The sequence below is a fragment of the Microvirga arabica genome, from assembly GCF_016811235.1.
Lineage (GTDB): Bacteria > Pseudomonadota > Alphaproteobacteria > Rhizobiales > Beijerinckiaceae > Microvirga > Microvirga arabica.
Genome location: NZ_JAFBID010000014.1, coordinates 71,056 through 95,691, shown reverse-complemented (window position 1 = coordinate 95,691; position 24,636 = coordinate 71,056). Strand labels below are relative to the sequence as shown.

Below are 24,636 nucleotides of genomic sequence, written 5' to 3'. Positions count from 1 at the left end.
CCACCGTCATCCCCGGAACAAGTCCAGGGACGGCCATAACGCAAGATGTGGGCGAAACGCTCAGTTCTGAACGTTCGGAACCGGGATCACATCGGGGGCGATCACGCGAACGATCTTCTTCTGGCCGCCGCCGGCAGCAACCTCGCGCTTTGCACCTTCGCCCTGGCGGACGACAGTGCTGTTCTCGATCGATTGCGGGCCGATACCGGCCGACTCCTTGCTCGCGGTCGGCGCCGCCGCGGCGATCTCGGCGGCCTCCTTGGCCTCCTCCTCGGCCTTCTTGTCGGCGGCCTTGCGGGCGGCCTGCACCTTAGGACGCGACAGCTCCTCTGCCTTCTCGGCGGTGACGATCAGATCGCCCTTGCGCTGCTCCAGCATGCTCTCGGCCTTGCGCAGCACCACCGCCCAGCTCTCGTCCGGCTTCTTGCAGGCGCAACTCTCGTCGAAGCTCTTGCGGAACTTGAAGGCGTTCGCCAGCGACGTGTAGGGCTGGTTCGAGGAGAGCGAGGCTGCCCGGCTGAGGCCGTTGTCGCCGCCTGGATAGGCAAAAGCCGTTGTTTCCGTGCCGGGGCAGAGGGCCTGGCACATCTCGTTGGCGCTCTGGCCGCCGCCCGGTGGCGTGGTGAGCGGGAAGAAGGACCCGTCGCAGGTCTTCACGCAGATCAGGCGCCCGCCGCCGAGAGAGCGCGGCTCGTCATCGGCGATGATCGGCTGACCCTCGGGCATGACCTGCTGCTGTTGCTGACGCGGGGCGCCGAAGAGCGATTCGAAGAAGCCGCGTGGCTCCGTGGAGCAGGTTTGCTGGACTGCGGCCTGGAGCTGCCGACGCCGCACTTCGATATCCCCCTGGTCGACCCCCTGGGCGGCCAGGCGGGCATAGCCGGCCTCGAGCTGGCGGATCTGGGTGGCGATGGAGCCGCATTCGGCCGGGGCGGGACCCGCCAGGAAGCCGAGCGGGCCGCGCTCGCAGCCAATATTGCGGTAATAGGTGACGAGCCGGTTGATCTCCGCCCGCTGGACGCGCATCTGGCCGGTCGGCGCGCTGCCGCCGCTGCGCTCCAGGGACGCCAGTTCGGCCTGGAAACGCTGGCACTGCGCGGACTGGGCGAGCGCTGCCTCTCCGGCGGCCAGAAAGGCCGTCATGGCGATGAGGGAGCGGAGAAAGGATGTCTTTGTCATGAAGCTGATCGCAGAACCGGTCCGTTGGGGCATCATATGCCGGGTTGGCTCGTCATGTGACGCCCGAATTTGACCCTATTGTGATTAACGCCTTGCCCGCTCCAAGAGAAGCTGTCTAGCTTCCTTGTCATGGCAAGGCCGAAAATGAGACCCAGCATGTACTCCCATACGACCATCGGGGCAAATGACCTCGCCCGGGCGCGGGCCTTCTACGATGCGGTCTTCGCTCCACTCGGGCACGAGGTGCGTTATGCGGACGACATGCTCGTCGGGTGGGGAGCGCCCGGCGGACCGCCGCAATTCCTGTTGGCGCGGCCTTTCAACGGCGAGGCGCCGAGCGTCGGCAACGGGGCTATGATCGCATTGCAGGCGCCCAGGCGCAGCGTGGTCGATGCCTGCCATGCGGCCGCTATCGCGCGGGGCGGGACGGATGAAGGCAGGCCGGGCCTGCGCCCGCACTACCATCCGAACTACTACGGCGCCTATTTTCGCGATCTCGACGGCAACAAGATCTGCGTCGTCTGCCATCAGGCCGAATAGACCCTCGTCAAAAGCCGAGGCCATCCCCACATGACAGCGTAACGGTGGGAGACGAACCGACGATGCTTGCCCGAATCGCCCTAGGCCTGACCCTTGCCATGGCTGCCGCCACCGGCGCCGCGGCTCAGGAACCCGACCTGATCTTCAAGAAGTCCACGGTCTGGCGGGCGCTCACCCCGGACGATAAGCTCGCCGTTTATGGCCTGGACGATCCGGTGGTCGAGGGTGTGGCCTGCCACTACACGACTCCGGAACGCGGCGGCATCGCCGGCACCTTCGGGATGGCCGAGGAAGTGTCCGACATCTCGCTCGCCTGCCGGCAGGTCGGGCCGGTGAAGTTCAAGCAAAAATTCGGCCAGGGCGACGTAGTGTTCAGCGAGCGCCGCTCTCTCATCTTCAAGAAGATGCAGATCGTCCGCGGCTGTGACGTGAAGCGCAACACCCTGGTCTACATGGTCTATTCGGACCGGCCGATCGAAGGCTCGCCCAAGAACTCCACCTCGACCGTGCCGCTGATGCCCTGGGGCACCGAAGTGCCGCCGAAATGCGGGGAATGGATGAACTCTTAAAGGGCTCAGCCTGCGCTTTCGCTGAGCAGCAGTCTTGCGGCCGTCGCCCACATGATGATGCCGATAGCGATGTCGAGGACGCGCCATGTGACCGGCCGAGCAAACAGCGGCTTCAGCAGGCGGGCTCCGAAGCCGAGGGAAAAGAAGAACACGAAGGAGGCCAGCATGGCCCCTGTGGCGAACAATCCCTTACCCTCATCGAACTGAGTCGAGATCGAGCCGATCAGGACCACCGTGTCGAGATAAACATGCGGGTTGAGCCATGTGAGGGCAAGGCAGGTGAGAACCACCCGGCTTAAGGTCTCCGGCGCGGTTTCGGACGGCCTTAAGGAGGCCGATCCGAAGACAGCCATGAAACTACGTGCTCCATAGGCGAGGAGAAACGCGGCGCCGCCATAGCGCAGAACCATCTCGGCCCAGGGCACCTGCGCGCTGAGCTGCGCGAAACCGGAAACGCCGGCTAGGATGAGCACGGCATCCGAGATCGCGCAGGTGAGGCACACGGCCAGCACATGCTCCCCGCGCAGGCCGATGCGCAGCACGAAGGCGTTCTGAGCCCCAATGGGGAGGATCAAGCTGAGGCCGAGGAGAAAGCCGGCGAGGAGGGGAGCGTTCATGTCGATGGTCCGAAGAGGAGTCGACGCTTCCTAGGCTTTGTCTTAGGATTAGGACAGTTAAAGTCTCTGCTCCTGGTTTAGAAAAACTAATCCAATGCTGGATTATGCCCTCCTGTCCGCGCTTGCCGCCGTGGTGCGCACCGGAAGCTTCGAGCGGGCGGCCGAGCAGTTGAACGTGACGCCTTCTGCTGTTTCTCAAAGAATCAAGCTGCTCGAGGAGCGGATCGGAGCCGTTCTGGTGGTGCGGGGCCAGCCGTGTCTGGCCACCGAGGCGGGGCAGCGCCTGTGCCAGCATGTGGAGCAGGTTGCCCTGCTCGAAAGCTCCCTGCGCCGGAATCTGCCCGGACTTCAGCCCGAGTCCCGCCCGGTGACCCTGCGCATTGCCGTGAACGCGGACAGTCTCGCCACTTGGTTCATCCCGGCGATGGCCGAGGCCGAGGGCTTCCTGTTCGATCTCATGGTGGACGATCAGGACCACAGCGCCGAGTGGCTGCAGCGCGGCGAGGTCGTGGCTGCGGTGACCTCGCACGGCAAGCCGATCCAGGGCTGTAACTGCTACCCTTTAGGAACCCTGCGCTATCTCGCGACGGCCAGCCCGGGCTTCGTGGAGCGTTGGCTGCCGGACGGATTGGATGAGCCATCGGCCGCCCGCGCGCCCTGTCTCGTCTTCAACCGGAAGGATCAGCTCCAGGCGCTCTGGCTCCGAAGGGCTCTGGGAGTGGATATTCCGCCGCCGGTCCATTGGCTGCCGTCATCGCAGGCCTTCGTGGACGCGGCCCTTGCAGGGCTGGGGTGGGGGATGAACCTGGAAACCACGGTTCAGGAGCATATCCGGGAGGGCCGCCTCGTGGCGCTCGAACCGTCGGAGCCTTTGGAAGTGCCGCTTTACTGGCAGCAGAGCCGGATCGTCGGTCCTCTGCTGGCTGATCTGACCCGAGCCGTTCTTGCAACCGCTCGGGCCATGCTGTCGCCGATGCCTTCTCAGACCTGATCGGCCTTAGTTCGAGCAGGTCACCGAAACCGGCGGATCCTTGGGGCCGAAGGAGGCCTTCTGGATGGTTCCGGTGATCTCCTCGGGCGATACCTGCCGGAAGGAGACGGCCTTGGCGTATCCGTGAGCCTCGCACCAGGCGTTTGCCACAACTTGGCCACAAGCCTGGTTTCCTATGAGGCATTCTGCGACGCCATAACCGTCAGCGGCAGGGACCATGAAGGTCGCCTCAGACGAAGAGGCCTGGGTACCATTGGGAAGCAGCGTCAGGGACGCGGCTGCAAAAAACACGGCAGTACCCATTCCGAGCATGGCAAATGCGCGGCGCATCGTAGACCTCTTTGTTTGAACTCGTGCCATTATGGCGCGAGTGTGCGTGAACAAAGCTCTAACGCGCTTGGCCGGAAGGCGTTTCATGCGACCGTGCAAATTAAACATGATTACCAATTCGGAAATCTTGACGGCTTCAGCCTGAAAAGGCATTGATGGCTTCATGAACACGGCAACGATCCTCATTTCCGGGATTATTTGCGGCTAGCGCACTTCGCTGGCTGGAGCCGTCTCGTTCTCATTCCAAGATCGAAACCACCCTCCGGCCTGCGGCCTGACAGGGGTATGGTTTCATGGCGACCCAACTTCGCCTCTACAACACGCTGACCCGGTCGAAGGACGTTTTCGTCCCGATCGACCCTGAGAACGTGCGCCTCTACGTCTGCGGACCCACCGTTTACGACTACGCCCACATCGGCAACGCCCGCCCGATCATCGTCTTCGACCTTCTCTTCCGTCTGTTGAGACATGTGTACGGCAGGCAGGCCGTGACGTATGTGCGCAATATCACCGATGTGGACGACAAGATTAACGCCCGCGCGGCCCGGGATTACCCGGGAATGCCGCATAACGAGGCGATCCGCGTCGTCACCGGCAAGACCGAGGAGCAGTTCCACGCGGATATTCGCGCGCTCGGCGTGCTCATGCCGGATGACGTGAACGAGGCGGGCCAGCCTCCGCGCTTCGTCGAGCCGAGGGCGACCGAACATATCGACGAGATGCGCATGATCATCGAGCGGCTGATCGCGCGCGGGGCGGCCTACGTAGCCGAGGAGCACGTGCTCTTCTCGGTCGCGGCCATGCAGAAGCTCAGTGGTGTGCCGCAATACGGCGCCTTCTCCAAGCGCTCTCTCGACGAATTGCTCTCGGGCGCCCGCGTGGACGTGGCGCCCTACAAGCGCAACGCCATGGATTTCGTGCTCTGGAAGCCGTCAGGTCCGCAGGATCCGGCTTGGGCCTCGCCGGCCGGCATCCAGACGCCGGGCCGTCCAGGCTGGCACATCGAGTGCTCGGCCATGGCATGGCGGCACCTGATCCAGGCCTTCGAGACCAGGCTCACCTGCGCCGACCCGACGGAGCGCGAGATCTTCGACATCCACGGCGGCGGCATCGATCTCGTCTTCCCGCACCACGAGAACGAGATCGCGCAGTCCTGCTGCGCCTTCAACACGCCGCGCATGGCCAATGTGTGGATGCACAACGGCTTCCTGCAGGTGGAAGGCGAGAAGATGGCGAAGTCTGCCGGCAATTTCGTCACCATCAACGAGCTCTTGCAGGAGTGGCCCGGCGAGGTGCTGCGCTTCAACATGCTGCGCACCCATTACCGCCAGCCGATCGATTGGACGACGAAGGGGCTTGAGGAAAGCGAGAAGACCCTCGACCGCTGGTATGAGCTGGCCGGCACGGGTGAGGCCGCCTTCATCTCGGACCAGATCGTCGATGCGCTTAGCGATGACCTCAATACGCCGAAGATGCTGGCGGAGCTCCATGCCTTCGACGGGCAGGGGGCTCACGAGGAGCTCGGTGCGAACCTTCGTGCGCTTGGCTTCCTGCTCGAAGGGGCAGAAGCCTGGAAGGCGCGCAAGCAATCGGCATTGAGCGTCGATGCTGCGCAGGTCGAGGCGCTGATCGCAGCGCGCAAGGAAGCACGTGCGTCGAAGAACTGGGCCGAGTCCGACCGCATCCGCGATGAGCTTGCGGCGCTCAATGTCGTGGTGAAGGACAACAAGGACGGCACCACCACCTGGGAGGTGGCGCGATGAGCGTTCTTATACCCTCCACCGTCATCCCCAGGCTTGTCCCGGGGATCTACGTCTTGACTCCGCGCAAAGACGTAGATGACCGCAGCGAGTGCGGCCATGAGGTGTGTGGCGCATTCGAAGTGGGAGGGGCGCGCTGATGGGACAGGCATTGCCGAAGCCGGGGCTTCGCCCCTTCCTGCCGGCCGATCTGCCGCTGCTCGTCGACATTTATGAAGAGAGCATCGCTGAGCTGACGGGCGAGGATTACAGCGAGAGCCAGCAGGAGGCCTGGATGGCTCTCGCTGAGGACGATGCCTTCGCCGAGCAGCTTAACAAAAGCCTCACGCTGGTGGCCACTGTCGAAGGCTCGCCCGTCGGCTTCATCGCGCTGAAAGACAACGAGCTGATCGAGCTGTTCTACGTGCATCCGGCCGTAGCCGGCCAAGGGATCGGCACGATGCTCTACGATGCCGTCGAAAAGCTCGCCGGCGCGCGCGGCGCCCCGCGTCTTGTAGCCGAGGTGAGCGACAACGCGCTGCCGTTCTTCCAGAAGCACGGTTTCCAGCCGCAGCGCCGCAACACGGTGCCGCTCGGCGACGAATGGCTCGGCACCACTACCATGGAAAAGCGCCTGACGCCCCAGGAAGACAGGAAGTTGTCATCATGAGCCGAGACCGCGTCACCCTCTTCGACACCACCTTGCGCGACGGAGCGCAGACGACGGGAGTCGATTTCTCGCTTGAGGACAAGAAGGCGATCGCCACGCTCCTCGACCGGCTCGGCATCGATTACGTGGAAGGCGGCTATCCGGGGGCAAACCCGCTGGATACCGCCTTTTTTGCTGAGAAGCGCACGAAGAACGCCAAGTTCACGGCGTTCGGCATGACGAAGCGGGCGGGACGGTCCGTGTCGAACGATCCTGGCGTCGCGGCTTTGCTGGAGGCTGAGGCGGATGCGATCTGCTTTGTCGCTAAGGCTTGGGATTACCATGTGCGCGTGGCGCTGGAGACAACGCCTGAGGAGAATCTCACAGGCATCCACGAGAGCGTTGAAGCCGCCCGGGCCAAAGGCCGCGAGGTGCTGGTCGATTGCGAGCATTTCTTCGACGGCTACAAGGCCAATCCCGATTACGCGCTCTCCTGCGTGAAAACCGCCTATGAGGCGGGCGCGCGCTGGGTCGTGCTCTGCGACACCAATGGCGGCACGCTGCCGCACGAGGTGACTGAGATCGTCACGGCCGTGACGAAGGTGGTGCCGGGCGCGCATCTCGGCATCCACGCCCATGACGATTGCGGCTGCGCGGTTGCCAATTCCCTTGCGGCCGTCGAGGCAGGCGCGCGCCAGATCCAGGGCACGCTCAACGGCCTCGGGGAGCGCTGCGGCAACGCCAATCTCATCACGCTGATCGGCGCCCTGAAACTGAAGGACGGCTATGCCGCCCGCTTCGATCTCGGCGTCACCGACGAGACCTTGGGCCAGCTTACCCATGTGTCGCGGCAGGTGGATGAGATCCTCAACCGGCAGCCGAACCGCCATGCGCCTTTCGTAGGCTCGAGCGCCTTCGCCACCAAGGCCGGCATCCATGCCTCAGCGGTGCTCAAGGATCCGCGCACCTACGAGCATGTGGAGCCGGAGGTCGTCGGCAATGCACGCAAGGTTCTGGTGTCGGATCAGGGCGGACAATCGAACATCCTAGCCGAACTCAAGCGCTGCGGCTTCGAGCTGGAAAAGGGCGATCCGCGCATCGCGCGCGTGCTCGATGAGGTGAAACGCAAGGAATCCGAGGGCTTCGCGTTCGAGGGCGCGGATGCGTCGTTCTACGTGCTGGTCAAGCGCATGCTCGGCGAGGTGCCGGCCTTCTTCGATGTGGAGCGCTTCTCCGTCAATGTGGAGCGCCGCTTCAATGCGGTCGGCGAACTGGTCACCGCGTCCGAGGCTATCGTGAAAGTGCGCGTCGGTGACGAGGTGCTGATCTCAGCCGCCGAAGGCAACGGTCCGGTGAACGCGCTCGACGTTGCGCTCCGCAAGGATCTCGGCAAGTACCAGCACCTGATCCAGGACCTGGAGCTCGTCGACTATAAGGTGCGCATCTATCAGGGCGGTTCGGATGCGGTGACGCGCGTGCTGATCGAGTTCGCCGACGGCACGGGAGAGCGCTGGACCACCATCGGCGTCTCTCCCAACATCATCGATGCCTCGTTCCAGGCGCTGACGGATTCGATGGTCTACAAGCTCTTGAAGGGTGGGGCGGCGTTCTAAGAGGAACTACCCTCATCCTGAGGAGCAGACGCAGTCTGCGTCTCGAAGGATCGTCCAGTGCCCGCTGGAGCCTCCTTCGAGACGGCGCTGCGCGCCTCCTCAGGATGAGGTTGAGTGTAAATTGACGTCCTCGAAACGCGCGCATAAGGCGTCCTTATGAACATCATGATCCTCCTGCCGCTTTTCGGCATTCTCCTGGGTGGCGTCTTTCTCGCCTCGCAAGCTCCGATCAATGCGGCGCTGGCGAAGTCGCTCCGTGATCCGGTGCTGGCCGCCTGCATCTCCTTCGGGATCGGGTTCGTTGTGCTGGCCGTCCTGAGCGCCCTTCGCGGCGCATGGCCGTCCGGCAGCGCTATGGCCGCGGCACCCTGGTGGTCCTGGCTCGGAGGGCTTCTGGGCGCGTTCTACGTTGCCGTCGTGATCTGGGGTGTGCCGCAGCTTGGCGTGGTCAGCACCGTGGCGGCCCTGATCTTCGGGCAGGTCGCGGCCGCGCTGGTTCTCGATGCCGTTGGAGCCTTCGGCCTTCCCGTCCAGGCGATCACCTGGCAACGGCTTCTGGCAGCGGGCATGATCCTGGGCGGGCTCGTGCTGTCCCGCGCAGGATAACCAATTGTCTTAGAACCGGCTCTCGATGGCCTCTTCGTTGCCGACGATCCCCACCCGACGGGCGGCGTTCTCCAGCATCGGGATCACCTCCTCGACACGCTCGGCCACGAGGTAGTTGAGTTCCAGCCCGGGGCGGATGAAGCCCTGCTCGCGCATGTGGGCGATGAGGGTGAGCAGGGGCTTCCAGAAACCCTTGGTGCTCAGCATCAGGATCGGCTTGGTGTGGCGGCCGAGCTGAGACCAGGTCATCTGCTCGACGAGCTCTTCCAGGGTCCCGATTCCCCCGGGCATGGCCACGAAGGCGTCGGCCTTCTCGAACATCAGCCGCTTGCGGGTGTGCATATCCGGCACGACGAGGGTTTCTTGAACGTCGTCCAGAAGCTTCTCGCGGGATTTCAGGAATTCCGGGATAATCCCTGTGACATAACCGCCGTGGTCGAGGACGGATTGGGCCACGGTGCCCATCAGCCCCACATTGCCGCCGCCATAGACGAGATTGATTCCCTGCTCGGCCATGAAACGGCCCAGAGCCGCCGCATTCTCAGCGAAAACGGGGTCGTCTCCGAAACCGGAGCCGCAATAAACACAGATGGATTTGATCGGTTTGGCAGATGACATGGGCATTTCGGGGAGGCGGGGTGCCTCCCTGGCTGAGTCGTAGAGCATTATTTTGTCCTTTATGGCCGTAGCCTTTTGAAAGATAAACGGATTAAATGGCAGAAAGTGCCGCGTTTGAGAAAAAGCATCATGGCGCAACCGAAAGAGTTAAAGGGCACCATCGCGCTTCTCGGCGCTGCCGCCGCGGCCGTGGTCGCGGTGCTCCTCGGCGTTCTCTACTGGTCCTGGTCAGGAAAGCCTGAAACGTCGCAGAACGCAGCGCCCGCCCAGACGGCGCAGCCGTCAGTTCCGCCGGCACAGCCCGCGCCCGGCCAGCAGCAGGCTGCCACCAAGCCGCCAAGTCCGAGCGAGGCCCCCCCGGCACAGGCCAAGGAAGCCCCTGTCGTTCCGTCCTTCGACGTGGTGCGCGTCGAGCCGGACGGGGAGAGCGTCATTGCCGGCCGCGCAGCCCCCGGAGCCACCATCGAGCTTCTTCGGGGCGACCAAGTTCATGCCCGCGCCGCCGCTGACGCTTCGGGCCTCTTCGCCATCGTGCCGCCGCCCCTGCCGCCCGGGTCCCACCAGGTGGTGCTGCAATCCATTGCGCCCGACGGCACGCGCCAGCGCTCCACTCAGGCCGTAACGGTGGTCATCACGGACGGCAAGACCCGGCCGCTCGTCACCCTGACGTCGCCGGACGCGCCCACGGTGGTCTTGTCGAACCCCGAGCCGCCGGCCCCCAAGGTGGCCGAGGCGCCGAAGCCCGCCGAACCTGCTGCGCCTCCTGCGCCACAGCAGCAGGCTGGCGTTGCTCCCACGGTGTCTCCGCCCGCGCCTGCAGCTCCTGCACCCGGCGCACCGGCGGCTCCGACTGCTCCCACGGCCCGGCCCGAGATCAAGATCGTGACGGTCGAGGCGGAGGAGGGGAAGCTCTATGTGTCCGGCCAGTCCTCGCCGGGGGCGACCGTTCGGCTCTATCTCAACGAGAGCTTCATCGCTCCCGGCGGAGCCGGTGGCGACGGCAAGGTGTCCTTCTCGATCGCCAGCGGCGTGAAGCCCGGCGACTATCGCATCCGGCTCGACGATGTGGACCCTGTCTCCGGCCAGGTCAGGTCCCGGGCCGAGGTCGGCTTCAACGTGCCGGTTCAGGTTGCGTCGACCCAGCCCCAGGCTCCTGCCGCACCGGCTCAGCCACGTCTATCCGGCGCTCCGGCACCCTCCCAGCCGCAGACCTCGCGCGACGTGGCCTCGGCCCTCCCGCAGGGGCAGGTGGCCGACGTCGGCACGGTGGTGATTCCCAACATCAACACGGCCATCGTGTCCCGCGGCGACAACCTCTGGCGCATCAGCCAGCGGATCTATGGCAAGGGCCTGCGCTACACGGTGATCTACGGCGCAAACCAGGAGCAGATCCGCAATCCGGACCTGATCTATCCAGGCCAGGTGTTCGTGCTGCCGGGTGAGCAGGAGCCCAAGAGCAACTAGCTCAGGCCACTCGCTCGGGCAGCCGCTTGACCCGGCTGCACAGGACAATTGCCGTGGCAGGGTGAATTCGCCCTGCCGATCGCTTATATCGAGGTCCAAGATTTCGATTGGATCCTCGCGAATGCCTTCCTCCACCGCCGTCCCGACGACAGGCGCAGCCCGGCCCAAGCCGAGCGGCTTGGCCGCTACTTGGAAAAAGCTCTGGCCCTACATCTGGCCCCACGGCCGACCGGATCTCCAGCGGCGGGTCTTCCTGGCCTTTGGCCTGCTGCTCGTCGCCAAGGGCGTCACGATGGTCACGCCGTTTGCCTTCAAATGGGCCACGGACGCGCTCGTGGCCGTCACGAGCAGCGGCAATCAGGCCACGGAAGTTGCGGCTACCGCCGGGTCCTGGATCTGGAAAGCGCCGATCCTCCTGACGGCGATCTATGGCCTCACGCGCATTCTCATGGCGGTGCTCACGCAGGTCCGCGACGGCATCTTCGCCAAGGTCGCCATGCATGCGGTGCGGCAGCTCGCCCTGCAGACCTTCGAGCACATGCACCGCCTTTCCTTACGCTTCCACCTGGAGCGCAAGACCGGCGGCCTGACCCGCGTGCTCGAGCGCGGCCGCGAAGGGATCGAGGAGCTGTCGCGCCTCGTGGTGCTGACACTGCTCCCAACGATCCTCGAATTCATCCTGGTGCTGGGCCTGCTCGCCTGGGAGTTCAACTGGGTCTATTCGGCCGTCGTCTTCGTGATGGTGGTCGTCTATCTCGCCTATACCTACAAGGCGACCCAGTGGCGGATCACCATCCGCAAGCAGATGAACGACTCGGATACGGACGCGAACACCAAGGCGGTGGACTCGCTCCTGAACTACGAGACGGTGAAGTATTTCGGCGCCGAGCAGCGGGAGACCGCCCGTTACGACCGCTCCATGGCGGGCTACGAGAAGGCCTCGACCCAGACCTACACGTCGCTCGCCGTGCTCAATGCCGGCCAGGCGGTGATCTTCTCCATCGGCATGGCCATCGTGATGGTGCTGGCCGCGCGGGACATCATGGCAGGCGAGGCCTCCATCGGCAGCTTCGTGCTGGTCAACGCCATGCTGGTGCAGCTCTATATCCCGCTGAACTTCATGGGCATGCTCTACCGCGAGATCAAGCAGGCGCTGATCGACATCGACGACATGTTCCAGATCATCGACCGCAACCCCGAGATCCAGGACAAGCCGGGCGCCAAGCCGCTCCAGGTCGACCAGGCGGTGGTGCGTTTCGAGGACGTGCATTTCGCCTACATCCCGGAGCGGCCGATCCTGAAAGGCGTGAGCTTCGAGGTGCCGGCCGGGCATACGGTCGCCATCGTCGGTCCTTCGGGCGCCGGCAAGTCCACGATCTCGCGCCTGCTGTTCCGGTTCTACGAGCCCAACAGCGGTCGCATCCTCATCGACGGGCAGAACATCGCCGAGGTGCAGCAGGCATCCCTGCGCAAGGTCATCGGCATGGTCCCGCAGGATACGGTGCTGTTCAACGACACCATCGGCTACAACATCCAGTACGGCCGCTGGGACGCATCGCCCGAGGAGGTAAAGGAGGCAGCCCGCCTCGCCCAGATCGACCGCTTCATCGGCCTCCTGCCGGAAGGCTACGATACGCCCGTGGGCGAGCGCGGCCTCAAGCTGTCGGGCGGCGAGAAGCAGCGTGTGGCGATTGCCCGCACGATCCTGAAAGCTCCTCCGATCCTGGTGCTGGACGAGGCGACCTCGGCGCTCGACACCTTCACCGAGAAGGAGATCCAGGACGCCCTCGACCGGGTCAGCCGCGGCCGCACCACCCTGGTGATTGCCCATCGGTTGTCCACAGTCATCGGGGCCGATGAAATCATCGTGCTGGACCATGGCAGGGTGGTCGAGCGCGGCAACCATGCGACTCTTCTGGCCCATGGCGGGGTCTATGCCGCCATGTGGAACCGCCAGCGCGAGGCCGATCAGGCCCGCGAAGCCCTCAAGCGGGCTGAGGAAGAGGAGCGCAGTCCCGAGAGCGTGGCAGGTTGACAACAGGCGCTCCCGCCTGCCATCCCCACGCAAACGCTTTTAAGGCTTGAGTAAAAAATGACCGATGTCCTGGAATCGATGCGCCGCATCTTCGTGCCGATCCACAAGGAGGGCTATCCCTTCATCCTGATCGCGCTGTTCGCGACGCTCGTGCTGGCCTGGCTCTGGTCGCCGCTCGGCTGGATCGGCACCATCCTGACCGTGTGGGTCTGCTACTTCTTCCGCGACCCGCCGCGGGTGACGCCTGTCCGTGAAGGTCTCGTGGTCTCTCCGGCCGACGGCCGTGTGAACCTGATCACCACGGCGGTGCCCCCGGCCGAGCTCGACCTGCCGCCCGAGCCCATGACCCGCATCTCGGTGTTCATGAACGTGTTCGATTGCCACGTGAACCGCGCGCCGGTCACGGGCCGCATCACCCAGATCCTCTATACGCCGGGCCTGTTCCTCAACGCGGAGCTCGACAAGGCGAGCGAGGACAACGAGCGCAACGCTCTCGTGATCGAGACGGCGAACACCAAGATCGGCGTGGTCCAGATCGCCGGCCTCGTGGCTCGCCGCATCGTGTCCTTCGTGAAGGTGGGTAATCACCTGAGCACCGGCGAGCGCTTCGGCCTGATCCGCTTCGGCTCGCGCCTCGACATCTTCGTGCCGCTCAACGCCCAGGTCCTCGTCGGCCTCGGACAGACGGCCGTTGCGGGCGAGACGGTGCTGGCGGACCTGACCGCCAACGAGCCCGCACGGGAGTACCGGGTCGGGTAGTCCGTTTTCGGGAGAACGGGTGTCAGAAAGGGGCGGAGCTGTTCCCACAACAGGGGAAACACCTCCGTTCTCGGTTGCCGGTTAAGCTGGCAACCCCTAGATGTCATGGCATGAGCGATCTTTTCCCTCCCTTCGCCCCTGATCCGAATGAGCCGCGCAAGCGGCTCTTCAAGCCGGTTCCGGTCCGGGTCATCATTCCGAACATCATTACGCTGATTGCCCTGTGCCTGGGGCTCACCGCGATCAGGCTGGCCTTCGAGGGGCGCTACGAGCCGGCCGTCGTTGCCATCGTGGTGGCGGCGCTTCTGGATGGGATCGACGGCCGGGTGGCGCGCATGCTCAAGGGTACGTCCCGGTTCGGCGCGGAACTCGACTCGCTGGCGGATTTCGTCAATTTCGGCGTGACGCCGGCCCTCATCCTCTACAGCTTCCTTTTGCACGAGCTGAAGGCGGTCGGGTGGATCGCCGTGCTGGTCTTCGCCATCGCCATGGTGCTGCGTCTCGCCCGCTTCAACGTCATGCTGGACGATCCTCACCGGCCCGAGTGGAAGAAGAACTTCTTCACCGGCATGCCGGCCCCGGCAGGTGCACTGACCTCGATGCTGCCCCTCTACCTCTCGTTCCTGGGCGTGCCGATGGGCCCTGCAGCCGCTCCTATCGCGCTGGTTTATCTGCTCGGGCTCGCCTTCCTAATGGTGTCCACCATTCCGGTCTATTCGGGCAAGACCATCGGATTGAGGGTGCCGCGCCATTGGGTTCTGCCGATCTTCGTCCTGTCGGCAGCGGTGTTCGGGCTTCTGGCGAACTTCCCCTGGGAGATGCTCACCGCCATCACTGTGCTGTTCCTCGGCTCAATCCCCTTAAGCGTCATGCGCTATCGCCAACTCGACCGCGCCCATGCGGCGCAGCCTCAGCCAGCAAGCTCCGAGCCGGAGCCTCCGGCCGCTTGATTCAGACCCTGCCGGTGCCATGTTGTCACCGGTCTAAGCCTTCGTGAAATCCCGGTCCGTGGAGAAAAAAGTGGCGTCGTCTTCAGAGGTGTCGAATCCCAGCGCGCGCTCCAAGCTCGTTCTCGCATCCGCCTCGCCCCGCAGGCTCGCTCTTCTCCAGCAGGCTGGCATCGAGCCCGATGCGCTCCTGCCGGCCGACGTGGACGAGACACCCCTGAAGAACGAGAGTGCCAAGGAGCTGGCCAAGCGCCTGGCCCGCTCGAAGGCCGAGGTGGCCCGGCGGGTGGCCCGCACCCGCGAGGACCTGGCGAATTCCTATATTCTCTCGGCCGATACGGTCGTGGTGGTCGGCAAGCGGGTTCTACCCAAGGCGGAAGTGGCCGACGAGGCCGCAGGCTGCCTGCGCCTGCTCTCGGGCCGCCAGCACCGGGTCTACACGTCAGTCTGCCTGATCACCCCCAAGGACACGATCCGCGAACGCTTCGTGGAAACCAGGGTGCGTTTCAAGCGCCTGTCGCGGGATGAATTCGAGCGCTATATCGCCTCGGGCGAGTGGCGCGGCAAGGCCGGTGGCTATGCCATCCAGGGGCTCGCCGGCACCTTCGTGGTCAAGCTCGTCGGTTCCTACACCAACGTGGTCGGCCTGCCCCTTTACGAATCCGTCGCCCTGCTCGACGGAGAGGGCTACCCCGTCCGCTCCTCCTGGCTCGATGCGGCCTGACGCGACCTCCCGAAGCACAGCTCGGTCTTGCATCGGGCGCAGGCGGCCACCACGTTGCCGCTCGTGAAGAACAAGGAGGCGAGGGATGAACGCCGCCAACGAGAACAAGCCCATGGCCTCCACCGGCAAATGCCCGATCTGCGGCAAGCCCGCAGAGCCGCAATTCCGACCGTTCTGCTCCCGGCGCTGCGCCGACGTAGACCTGAACCGCTGGCTGACCGGCAGCTATGCCATCCCGGTCGTCGAGAGCGAGCCCGACGACCCGGATGAGGATCGCCGGGAGACCTGATCCGATCCCGTTCGCATTTTTCTCCCTCGACCCGCTGGACAGAGGGTCCTAGTCTGACTATACACCCCTCCACGACGCGCACGGCCTTGCCGCGCATCGGATGCCCAGGTAGCTCAGTTGGTAGAGCATGCGACTGAAAATCGCAGTGTCGGCGGTTCGACTCCGTCCCTGGGCACCACTTATCTCCTTACAAATACAATCCTTTTGTTCTCGAGCTCGTGGGTTGGAAGCTTCCGCGAGAAGTCTGGGGGCACGCTGGGGGCACAAAACGGCGCGCCTCAGATTATTCAGGGGTGACCGTGGCGACGACGATCAACGCCGCTTTCGACCAGTTTCTCGAATGTCTATCGGCCACACCCGCTGAAACCGAAGCCGCCACGAGCCAAAAGCTCCGCGGGGAGTCCGGGTTCACAGGCTTCTTCCGCGTTGGTTCCTTTGAGAATGGGACCAACGTTTTCGGATACAGCGACGTCGATTATTTTGCTGTCATCCCGGAATCTTCTCCCCGCTGTGACTCGCATCGGCTCCTCGTCACTGCTGCCGCTGCGCTTCGAAGTAGGTTCCCCAACACCGGCGTCCGCTCCGATTCTCCGGCTGTTGTCCTCCCTTGTGGCCAGGATCCCTCAGAGTCGACAAAGGTCATGCCGGTTTATGACGTTGGGCTGACCGAGCGCGGGTTCCGGCGGTTCGTGATACCTGATAGCTCTGGCGGTTGGATATCGGCAGCGCCCGACGCTCACAATGAATATTTGCGCGCTGTCGATCCGGGGCATGGAGGCAGGGCGAGATCACTGATCCGTTTTCTCAAAGGCTGGAAGCATTTGCGCAGTGTACCGATAAGCTCATTTTATCTCGAGCTTGTCGCTGCCGAGTACGCGAGGGGACAGGAAGCGATCATCTACGATATCGATCTGCGCAACGTGTTCGAGACAACCGCAGCCACGAGCCTGGCGCCTTATCTTGGTCCCAAGATGCACGGAGAATTCCTCATCCCTGTAAGACGGCTCCTGATCAAATGGAGGCCCTCTCAAAAATCAGAGATACAGCTGCATTGTCGAGGGAGGCGGTAACTCTCAATTTTGGTGGAGGCACTCCTGCCGCTTTCCTCCTGTGGGATCGCATCTTCAACGGCAGTTTTTCGGCATTTCGCTAGCAGACAAAACCATGGCGCCTGTTTTGTCAGCCGCGTTGTTCTGGACCCGTAGCGCAGCGGCTGTTGCCGCGAGGCACGAAACTAAAATTTTGCAGCGCTGTCCTACGTCCGGCGACACTTACCCTTCAGTACATGGCGTCGTCTATTGAGCGATCGGGAGGGGACTGCAAGGCAACTCGCTCGGGCTAGAGCTCGAATCAATTTTATGACTTCATCGCCGGCCGGTTCAGCAGGCACTGCTACAATCCGTCACTCTCCCAGCTTGTTTGTGTGTGCTGCCGTGAGTAGTATGTGGATATCACGCATGGACGGAAAAGCGAGGCAGCTATCCCTCAGATCAAAAGTCGGCAAATCGATCATTGTTCGGAGAACAACGACCAGTTTGATTGCTCATTAAAGAACGTATTCGGATAGCATCTTGGTTTCGTCTAGCCTTCCCAGCAAAATTGTTCCGCCTGAACCTCGCGGCTTGGTCTCACGTCGTCGCTTTTTCGAAGAGCTCAGGCGAGCGCCACGCAGCCTTATCTGGATTACAGCTCCCCCTGGAGCTGGAAAATCCTCAATTGCCGCCACCTGGCTGCACTCTGGCTTTAATCAGGCGTCGCAAGGGCATGGGGTTTGGTACCGTCTCGACGAGACCGATGCAGATCCCTGTTTGTTCTTCCAGTTCCTCAAACGAGCGGTTGCGCATTTGCCGGATGCGCCTGTTGATGCGCTTCCCAATCTCACCCCAGAGGCTCTCCCAGGCTTGCACGAGTTTGCTGAGAGTTGGTTCGAGGCGCTGCTGCAAAACGAGGTGCGACCCCCATATCTGTTCATCTTCGATGATCTCCACAGCCTAGCCCCAGACGCTGCACTGCTGTGTGTTCTGCCGCTTTTGGTAGAACGGCTGCGCGACGGAGATCAGGTGCTTTGTCTGTCACGGCAAAATCCGCCTGATTGCCTAGTCGCGGCCCTGCCGAAATCACGCCTGAGCCAGATTACAGATCTCCGCGTTCAAGCGGATGAGTTTGAAGATTTTAAACGCGACCTCGGATCCTCAGAGTTGACCGAAAGTGCCTTTTTGAGCCAGTTGCGGCGCTCCGGCCATTGGATCGCCGATCTGGTCGTCGCGCCGTCATCCAGACTGCCTTTGAGGCGCCTATCAGCGCGTCCCCCGCCTGAGTTCTCGGAGTTTTTTCGCAGCAATCGGGAGGGTGAACGGAAAGGTTTGCTGGCAACGGCATTCCTACAGGTCGGCCAAGAGGAGGAGTGGTACGCGCTCGGCGGCCCCGACGCGACGGTCGCCATAGCGCGCCTGGCCGAGGAACGCAGCTTAGTGACACGGCTCGTGAACGGCACATTTCGTAAGCACGATCTCTTACACGACTGGCTCATGGCGGCGGCCGAGACTAACCTGCCTCCCGACGATTTACGCAAGGCGCGCCTCAGGACCGGACGGCTGCTGATTGAGCGGGACGACCTACTGGCTGGCGCCCAATTGATCGCCAAGGCCGAAGCGCATGATGAAATGATGAGCCTTGTGCTTGAGCGGGCACAGGAGCTCATCGGCACAGGCCAAAACCGTGAGCTTCTCCAGCTCATTACCATGATGCCCGACCGCACGCAGGCTGAGCCGGCGATACGGATCTTTCAGGCCTATGCCCGCCTGCCTTTTGAGCCTCAAGCTGCCCGAGAGAACTTCGCTGCACTCCGGCGCAGCCTTGACCCCGCATCCGAGGCATCCCTGTACGCGCAATCCGTGTACGGTGAGGTCAGGGCAGCCCTGACGGATTGGTCAGTGGACACCCGTCTGGTAGCGCTCGTTGCGGAGACCGGCCCCGCTCTCGATGGGATGAGTGGGGTCCCTGATCCGGTTCGGCACCAGTTGGTGGTTGCACGCTCTCTCGCGCTGCTCCTCGGTGAGCCGACGCATCCTGGCGTACCCAGCGCTGAAGCTGAGCTGAAGCAGGTTATGCCGCTCCTGCCGCCGACGCTCCAGCTTTCAACCGGCAGCCTGCTCGCAAACTACCTCCTGTGGTGGCGCGGCGATCTCGAGGCCGGTCGGTTTCAGATCGATGCGCTGCGGCCGCTGGTCGGACGCGCCGACATTCCGCCGTTGTCAACCCTGAGCTGGTATTATGCTGCCGTGACGGCGACCTTCCGTGACGGCGATGGCGAGACCCTGCGGTGCCTCACCGACGAGGCACAAGCCTTTGCGCACAAATGGGGCATCAGCCATCGGCTTTCGACCGTCTACTGGGTTCTCTCTCAGGCTTTGGCAGCGGACAGTCGCCACGACGATGCGGTGGTAGCGCTGCACCAGTACGAAAGGATCATCAACCATAGCCGGCGGGTTGAGTATCCCGGCCCGCGCACTTTGAGAGCCGCTTTGGCTCTCAGTGCTGGAGATCATAGGCAGGCGATTGCGGAAGCCCAGAAAGCCTACCAGCTCGCGATTGCCACAGGATCGTCCCAGGAGATTGGCAACCAGATTTCGCTTCTGGCCCTGGCTATGGCTGCCACGGGTCACGAGGGCGCGCGGTCGTCTATCGATGAGCTTCGCAATCTAGCGGAGAGCGCGCGCAATGCGATTTTCGCCCTGCACGCAACCTTGGCGGAGGCTTATCTGGCACATGCTCAAGGGCGGATGAGCGATTTTGTCGGGCATTGGGAGCGCACAGCAAAAGCCGCCTGTGCCTTGAGCTTCCGCCGGATCACCGGCATGAACGCTCCGTCTTTAAGCCGATTGGCCAGTGCCGCACTGGGTGTGGGGGCCGATATTGCGATCACGCGCCGCCTCATCGATCTTTGGTCCTTGAGCCCGCCCGAGGGGGACATTGTTCATGAGCTATGGCCTTTTCCGGTTGAGATCGAGTGCTTGGGCGGCTTTGTGATTAAGATCAACGGCGAAAAAATTCGGGGCGGGCAGGGGAAGGCGCAGCGCAAGCCGCTGGAGTTGCTGTGGTCTCTGATTCCGGCCCATGAGCAGGGCGTTTCGCAGGATCTGCTCGCTGATCAGCTTTGGCCGGAGCTCGATGGCGATCGCGCCATGCACACGCTGCGCACAACTGTTTATCGGTTGCGCAAGCTCCTCGGGGCTGATGCGATCCTGCAGGAGGACGATCACATCCGTCTCAACCCGAAGCATGTTGCCACCGACTTCGGGCGGCTGCTGGCGGCTTTGGGGCGATTGCGTGCGGATCACCTCCGGGAAGCTGAGCGAATGGCAGCCTTTGATCAGGCCCTGCGGCTGTATCGCGGTCCGTTCTTGCCCGGGGTGGCCGTCGACAAGGTGTCAGAGGAGCGGGAGCGGCTCGAGCGCATTGTCGTGAACAAGGCCATTGGCTTCCTGATCGCGCGTGACCCCGCGAGTCCCACTACGGTGCTCCGCGTGCACCGCCTGCAAACGGCTTTCCCCCATGTGAGGCTGCCCGATACGATCGCTCAGCTTTGGCCGACGGCGGCTCAGACGAAGCGAGCGGCCGCTCGCTGAAGGCCCGTCACCGTAGACGCGTCAGGAGATCGGCCGGCAGGGTGTTGGCCGCTGCACGAGCCTGCACTGCGAGAAGGGTGGCAACGCTGGCCGCATCGCTAATCGTTCCGTCGAGCGCGGCGGCCACGGCCTCGCCGAATGGCAATCGCCGGACGGCGAGATCTTCCTGCGGGTCGGGCTCCGCCGTTCCCTGCTCCAGGTCCCAGGCCACGAAGCAGGGGGCGAGTTCGTCGGTGATGCCGGGCGACACCATCAGGCGGAGCACCTCAAGCCATTGTCCGGCTACGGCGCCGGTTTCTTCTTTCAGCTCCCGCTTAGCCGTCTCGAGTGGCACGGCGCTCTTGAGGCCGGATCCGCGCGGGAGCTCCCAGCTGTAGCGTTGGGCGAGATAGCGGTACTGACCGATGAGATAGGTGGTGCCGTCAGCGAAGATGGGAAGCACGGCAATGCCGTAGATGCGGAAGCGGAGCGCGGTGTAGGGGTGGTCCGTGCCGGAACGATGTCGGACCTCGTCCTGATCCACATCGACGTAGCGGCTTTCGTAGAAACGCTGGGTGGACAGGGTTGTCCAGGGGTTGCTCGGATCAGGCATAGTAAACCTGTTGAAAGGAAGGCTGTTATGGAGTGTTCCTCAACACACACCGAGTTCAGCCGCAGCGCTCCTGATGCCGTCGAGGCTGGGATGATCAGGTCGGTTGCGATGGCAGTCCTGTCTTGCTGTTCGGGATGAGCCCTCTCTGGTGAGGAAAGGTCATTCATCAACCACAGTGAAACGAAAAAAGGACCTTGAGGATCCCTCCGGCAGCACGATTGCACGGACGTTCTCCGGCTGTCCGTGGCGTCAGCGGGCGGACAGGTCCAGGCCTTCGAACACGATGAGAGTGTCACTGCAGGCGGGCGTGGCGGAGATCTGGCCCTTAGCGATTTCCTCCAGGATAACTTGGCGGGCACGCTCTTTGAATGCGGACCAGGATCCAAGTCCCGTCCCGCAGCCGGCACAGTGCAGCTCGGCTGCATCATGAATGTCATCCGGGAACCGGATGGACGGGCTGCCGCAGGAGCCACAGGCAAAATCATACCTTGGACCGAGCACCATCATGGAGTTCTCCCTAGTGAGAGAGTGTGGGATCCTCGCGTGTGGCCGAGGCGAGGCCGTTCGTCAAATACAGCCCTGTCCGGATCGTCACGGTCCCTCTCCGGAGCCCTCCTGAGCGGACAGCGATTGATGTCAGCCTGATAGCCGGCCCTGCGGAGCAAGGACGGGGAACTGCATGGATCGGTGAGCGGAGGCTCAGGGGCGGTGTTCGGCTCGTTGGGTTCGTTCTGCCAGATTGGAGCAGAGGGCTTGGCAGAATGGCCGCGAGCACCTCATCAAGCGCCATGATTGCTGTATTGCGGCGGGACAGGGCGCGCCGTCGATAACGGTCAAGCTTGGCGAGTTGGGTCTGGCTGCGGTGTTGCGCGGGCAGGGCCTGCGCCGCGAAGTAAGCATCCAGCCACTCCTCCTCTGTGCCATTGAGGATGGCGCGCGCGTGAGCGGCTCTGGAGTATTTCGGTGGTTCGGAGCGCGTAGGCGGCGGTGTCTCAGCCGATGGCGAACGCTCCAGTTCATCCACCGGGCGCTCGAGCTGGGCCGTCTTGGCGTGGCGGGCGGGCAACATATACAGCGCCGCCTCCGCCACGCGTGCGGCGGCCTCTTCGTCAGCCGCTGCTCCAGCCAGTGCTTGTGCCAGCTGCGCCACATCCGGCGCCAGCTCAGGAAGCGCGGAGGTGGGGAGGGCCAGGCCATGCTTGAACGCGTTAACGCGTGAGCGGGCCTTGCTTGCGATGGAGCGCGGGCCGGTCCGTCGGGTGGTCCTCGGTTTGGCACAAGGGGCCGGCTCATGGTTATTGCCAGGACGAGGCTGAATGGGCGGCTGCGGCCCTATCGAAGACCCCGACGGCCCGAGCCGGACGGGACAACGCTCGCCGTTCATAACGATCAAGCCTGCTGAGTTGGTCCCAGTCTGAGGCGTGCTGTCGTTTGCTCTCGCGGGCCTTCGCCTGCTGCTTCCTGAGGCGCGCGGTCTCAGCCTCGTACTGCAGGTCTGCAGCAATCTGCGCCAACTCCGCTTGGCGTAACGCCGCGTGTGCCGTCCCGGAAGGCTTTCACGCGCGTGGCCATGGAGACCTTCAGGCGAGTTGGCCTCTCCGGAGGCGCCTGTGATCCTGCGTCTTGTGGTGACGTTTCTCCGTGACGGGCAATGCGCTCGAGGAGAATCAGCTGGGCCGTCCGCACCCGCACGAGGTCCACCGTGGACTCGGCCACCTGCATGGCCGCGGTGCGGATGGCGGCATCCGTGGGGTTGGCGCCCACGATGGCGTCAGTGAGGGCTGCCACGGTTGCGGTCCATTCGGGCATGGCCGCCGTCGGAACAGCGAGGCCGTGTCTGAGTGCATTCAGGCGACTGCGGGCCTTCCCCGCCACCGTGCGGGGACCTGTGCTTTGCCGGGCATTGGCGCGGTTGGCGGCTTGTCTGGTTGCCGTGGTCATGGGACGCTCCCCGCTCCCTTTAGAGTGGGCTCATGGGAGCGTTGACGGGCACAGCCGGCCATGTGGCGTAAGCTTTGCGCTAAGGCCTCCTGTCGCCGCGCAATGTTGCTGAGCGCCCGTTCCCAGCGGGCATCGGTGCTCGCAATCAGGCGCTCGATCTGCTCGAACTCGGTGAGGTTGCTGACCAGAACCTCGCCCATGACCGCATCCCAGGTCAGGCCTTGTTGCGCCAGTGCGGCCTCAACGGTTGCGGGGGCATCAGGATCCCCCTCCTGCCACCGAGCCATCAGGGTAGGGGACACTTTGGTGGTCTTTTGCAGAACGCGCACGCGTGCTGTCACAAGCAGCGCGGTCTTCCAACGCCGGAGGCGCTGCATCGGTCTGCCGCCGTCCCGCTGGATGGCTGCGGGGGACGAGGGGCTCAAGCAGTGCCCACTCGGCATCGTTGAGATCGCTGGCATAGGAACTGACATCCATGGCGGGGCTCCTGAACCGTCAAACCGCCCACATCCGCAGCAGCAGCCAGCTCCAAACTGAGGGTGAATCAATCACTTGGATCGAGCAGTAGAATTGCTCACTAGCCTCTTATACTCCTTTGAAGAAGTTGACGAACTTCAGTTACCCAAGGCGCAGAGATTTTGCGTCGCTCAGCTGCCTCAAGGATTTCTTCATACATTGTTCGAACGGCATGATTCGAAATCTTAATGGTACGGACGTCCTCGGCTTGTATAGGCTCAGCAAAACATCCGGGCTGATCAATTCCCACGGCCAAGAAATTTAGCTTTGTCCGCCGACACTTCTCGCACGAACCGCAGTTTTTGCCGGGCGTATTACCTTCCCAACACACTCTTAGATTATTAACTGCCTCAGGCCAGCTGACCAAACGCTCGATCTTTTCGGTCCGGCTAAAGCCATTGCCATCGTAAAGGATTTTGAATACTTGGCTCGATAGGAGATGATTAGTGATCGGGTTCGATCCCCAAGGCGTGATCAAACGATCATAGGGTTCGTCTCCACCTATTATCCCAAAACTATGTCCGTGGCTGAAGAGATGAAGAACAGTAGCGCAGCCAGCGCCAAAGTTCATATTCCAGTCAGGTAACCACTTGTCTTTGAGGTTTGTGCGAACACGGTAAAGTTCGATCCCTAAAGGATCCAGCATATTGCGCGCTGACCGGAGGGCAGCCTGCATCCCAGTCTCGTCGCCACCGGCAATATCAAACCCCTGAACCATCACTGCGGACTTGATCGTCTTATGGTGCCGTCCTTCCTTCTTGAAGTGGTGCCGCCACAGTGAAAACGTCGCATCAACTCCGCCTGAGAACGTGCAAATAGCGTCTTCTGTCTCACGGATAGTATCCGTCGACCCCTCAACGTCCGCTGAGAGGCCAATTCGGCTCCATGCAGGACGCCACTTCCCCCATGCAGCTTGAAACTCTTCGAGGTTTTCGAGCAGGCGTTTAGACACTAAGCCGCGAAATCGGATATCCTGCTTATGTATCATGCCATAAAAGACGAGACCAACTGCTGCGGCATTGAAGGAACTGAGATTACGAAGATTAGAGCCGAAAGATTCGAAGTCTAGCTGCCCCAGCCGCCGGCCTGTTGTATAGTCCTCAACAATGAAAGAGTCTTTCTTCCGATCAGAAGATATCCTCTTGTGTTCGTACCAGACAGTAAGCGCGTTCATTTTCGCGAAGCCCATGTTTAAGTGTTCTATTGGTGGTCGGAAAGGAACTTGAGTTCTACTAATCGATGGGATCAAGCTAAGCTTGGTCGTTTTGGACTAAGGCATTGGCACGTCGC

25 protein-coding genes, 1 tRNA gene and 1 pseudogene are annotated in these 24,636 nt (G+C 62.8%); 16 read left to right on the top strand and 11 right to left on the bottom strand.

The features are described from left to right. Positions 1-60 precede the first annotated feature (60 nt). Complete coding sequence (locus JQC81_RS10080; RefSeq protein WP_203271689.1) at positions 61-1,179, bottom strand: DUF2865 domain-containing protein; 1,119 nt, start codon at positions 1,177-1,179, stop codon at positions 61-63. A gap of 156 nt (positions 1,180-1,335) precedes the next feature. Here JQC81_RS10080 and JQC81_RS10075 point away from each other — a divergent pair, with 156 nt between their 5' ends. Together JQC81_RS10075 and JQC81_RS10070 are read left to right on the top strand one after the other, a co-directional pair. Beyond that, complete coding sequence (locus tag JQC81_RS10075; protein WP_203271688.1) at positions 1,336-1,719, top strand: VOC family protein; 384 nt, start codon at positions 1,336-1,338, stop codon at positions 1,717-1,719. A gap of 62 nt (positions 1,720-1,781) precedes the next feature. Continuing rightward, on the top strand, positions 1,782-2,288 hold the full coding sequence (locus JQC81_RS10070; RefSeq protein WP_203271687.1) for a CreA family protein: 507 nt from the start codon (positions 1,782-1,784) through the stop codon (positions 2,286-2,288). Positions 2,289-2,293: 5 nt separating this feature from the next. On the opposite strand, the gene JQC81_RS10065 is transcribed toward JQC81_RS10070, so the two are convergent. Continuing rightward, positions 2,294-2,905 carry a LysE/ArgO family amino acid transporter gene (locus tag JQC81_RS10065; protein ID WP_203271686.1) on the bottom strand — a complete coding sequence of 204 codons (612 nt, stop codon included), beginning with the start codon at positions 2,903-2,905 and terminating at the stop codon, positions 2,294-2,296. A gap of 94 nt (positions 2,906-2,999) precedes the next feature. Here JQC81_RS10065 and JQC81_RS10060 point away from each other — a divergent pair, with 94 nt between their 5' ends. Beyond that, positions 3,000-3,896 (top strand): LysR family transcriptional regulator ArgP, encoded by an 897-nt coding sequence (locus tag JQC81_RS10060; RefSeq protein WP_203271685.1) that lies wholly within the window; start codon positions 3,000-3,002, stop codon positions 3,894-3,896. A gap of 6 nt (positions 3,897-3,902) precedes the next feature. On the opposite strand, the gene JQC81_RS33040 is transcribed toward JQC81_RS10060, so the two are convergent. Continuing rightward, a complete protein-coding gene (locus tag JQC81_RS33040; protein ID WP_246520335.1) occupies positions 3,903-4,412 on the bottom strand; it encodes a hypothetical protein in 510 nt (169 codons plus the stop codon). 107 nt (positions 4,413-4,519) lie between these two features. Here JQC81_RS33040 and cysS point away from each other — a divergent pair, with 107 nt between their 5' ends. The 4 genes from cysS to JQC81_RS10035 all read left to right on the top strand — a co-directional run bounded on the left by cysS (position 4,520) and on the right by JQC81_RS10035 (position 8,833). Further along, positions 4,520-5,989, top strand: a complete 1,470-nt coding sequence (cysS, locus tag JQC81_RS10050) for a cysteine--tRNA ligase (RefSeq protein WP_203271684.1) — start codon at positions 4,520-4,522, stop codon at positions 5,987-5,989. Positions 5,990-6,125: 136 nt separating this feature from the next. Continuing rightward, the gene (locus JQC81_RS10045; RefSeq protein WP_203271683.1) at positions 6,126-6,635 is read left to right on the top strand and encodes a GNAT family N-acetyltransferase; all 510 of its coding nucleotides are present in this window, start codon (positions 6,126-6,128) and stop codon (positions 6,633-6,635) included. Beyond that, positions 6,632-8,227: a citramalate synthase gene (cimA, locus tag JQC81_RS10040; protein WP_203271682.1), complete on the top strand. Its 1,596-nt coding sequence runs from the start codon at positions 6,632-6,634 to the stop codon at positions 8,225-8,227. The genes JQC81_RS10045 and cimA overlap by 4 nt, the downstream gene beginning before the upstream one ends. Before the next feature lie 156 nt (positions 8,228-8,383). Then, positions 8,384-8,833, top strand: coding sequence for a DMT family transporter (locus JQC81_RS10035; protein WP_203271681.1), 450 nt, complete (start codon positions 8,384-8,386; stop codon positions 8,831-8,833). 9 nt (positions 8,834-8,842) lie between these two features. On the opposite strand, the gene JQC81_RS10030 is transcribed toward JQC81_RS10035, so the two are convergent. Next, a complete protein-coding gene (locus JQC81_RS10030; protein ID WP_203271680.1) occupies positions 8,843-9,451 on the bottom strand; it encodes an LOG family protein in 609 nt (202 codons plus the stop codon). 129 nt (positions 9,452-9,580) lie between these two features. On the opposite strand from JQC81_RS10030, the gene JQC81_RS10025 reads away from it, so the two are divergent. The 8 genes from JQC81_RS10025 to JQC81_RS09990 all read left to right on the top strand — a co-directional run bounded on the left by JQC81_RS10025 (position 9,581) and on the right by JQC81_RS09990 (position 16,739). Beyond that, complete coding sequence (locus JQC81_RS10025) at positions 9,581-10,915, top strand: LysM peptidoglycan-binding domain-containing protein (RefSeq protein ID WP_203271679.1); 1,335 nt, start codon at positions 9,581-9,583, stop codon at positions 10,913-10,915. A gap of 121 nt (positions 10,916-11,036) precedes the next feature. Next, positions 11,037-12,950, top strand: coding sequence for an ABCB family ABC transporter ATP-binding protein/permease (locus JQC81_RS10020; RefSeq protein ID WP_203271678.1), 1,914 nt, complete (start codon positions 11,037-11,039; stop codon positions 12,948-12,950). 57 nt (positions 12,951-13,007) lie between these two features. Next, a complete protein-coding gene (locus JQC81_RS10015; protein ID WP_203271677.1) occupies positions 13,008-13,709 on the top strand; it encodes a phosphatidylserine decarboxylase in 702 nt (233 codons plus the stop codon). 110 nt (positions 13,710-13,819) lie between these two features. Beyond that, complete coding sequence (gene pssA / locus JQC81_RS10010) at positions 13,820-14,659, top strand: CDP-diacylglycerol--serine O-phosphatidyltransferase (RefSeq protein WP_203271676.1); 840 nt, start codon at positions 13,820-13,822, stop codon at positions 14,657-14,659. Positions 14,660-14,729: 70 nt separating this feature from the next. After that, entirely contained in the window at positions 14,730-15,380 is a 651-nt protein-coding gene (locus tag JQC81_RS10005) for a Maf-like protein (protein WP_203271675.1), read from the top strand. 85 nt (positions 15,381-15,465) lie between these two features. Then, a complete protein-coding gene (yacG, locus tag JQC81_RS10000; protein WP_203271674.1) occupies positions 15,466-15,669 on the top strand; it encodes a DNA gyrase inhibitor YacG in 204 nt (67 codons plus the stop codon). Positions 15,670-15,771: 102 nt separating this feature from the next. Further along, positions 15,772-15,847 (top strand) — tRNA-Phe (locus JQC81_RS09995). 121 nt (positions 15,848-15,968) lie between these two features. Then, entirely contained in the window at positions 15,969-16,739 is a 771-nt protein-coding gene (locus JQC81_RS09990) for a nucleotidyltransferase family protein (protein ID WP_203271673.1), read from the top strand. A 642-nt stretch (positions 16,740-17,381) separates the two neighbouring features. Here the strand turns inward: JQC81_RS09990 and JQC81_RS09985 are convergent. Continuing rightward, a complete protein-coding gene (locus JQC81_RS09985) occupies positions 17,382-17,657 on the bottom strand; it encodes a hypothetical protein (RefSeq protein ID WP_203271672.1) in 276 nt (91 codons plus the stop codon). A 375-nt stretch (positions 17,658-18,032) separates the two neighbouring features. Here JQC81_RS09985 and JQC81_RS09980 point away from each other — a divergent pair, with 375 nt between their 5' ends. Further along, positions 18,033-20,297 (top strand): AfsR/SARP family transcriptional regulator, encoded by a 2,265-nt coding sequence (locus JQC81_RS09980; protein WP_203271671.1) that lies wholly within the window; start codon positions 18,033-18,035, stop codon positions 20,295-20,297. A 7-nt stretch (positions 20,298-20,304) separates the two neighbouring features. On the opposite strand, the gene JQC81_RS09975 is transcribed toward JQC81_RS09980, so the two are convergent. From JQC81_RS09975 to JQC81_RS09955, 6 genes and pseudogenes are all read right to left on the bottom strand, one after another. Next, positions 20,305-20,889 (bottom strand): NUDIX domain-containing protein, encoded by a 585-nt coding sequence (locus JQC81_RS09975; protein ID WP_203271670.1) that lies wholly within the window; start codon positions 20,887-20,889, stop codon positions 20,305-20,307. Between the two features lie 249 nt (positions 20,890-21,138). Further along, positions 21,139-21,396, bottom strand: a complete 258-nt coding sequence (locus JQC81_RS09970) for a hypothetical protein (protein ID WP_203271669.1) — start codon at positions 21,394-21,396, stop codon at positions 21,139-21,141. Between the two features lie 969 nt (positions 21,397-22,365). Continuing rightward, positions 22,366-22,830: a hypothetical protein gene (locus JQC81_RS09965; RefSeq protein WP_203271668.1), complete on the bottom strand. Its 465-nt coding sequence runs from the start codon at positions 22,828-22,830 to the stop codon at positions 22,366-22,368. Then, positions 22,827-23,159, bottom strand: coding sequence for a hypothetical protein (locus tag JQC81_RS09960; RefSeq protein ID WP_203271667.1), 333 nt, complete (start codon positions 23,157-23,159; stop codon positions 22,827-22,829). The genes JQC81_RS09965 and JQC81_RS09960 overlap by 4 nt, the downstream gene beginning before the upstream one ends. A gap of 46 nt (positions 23,160-23,205) precedes the next feature. Next, positions 23,206-23,307: pseudogene (locus JQC81_RS33035) on the bottom strand (transposase); the annotation flags it as partial. A gap of 100 nt (positions 23,308-23,407) precedes the next feature. After that, complete coding sequence (locus tag JQC81_RS09955; protein ID WP_203271666.1) at positions 23,408-24,535, bottom strand: toprim domain-containing protein; 1,128 nt, start codon at positions 24,533-24,535, stop codon at positions 23,408-23,410. Positions 24,536-24,636: the final 101 nt, after the last annotated feature.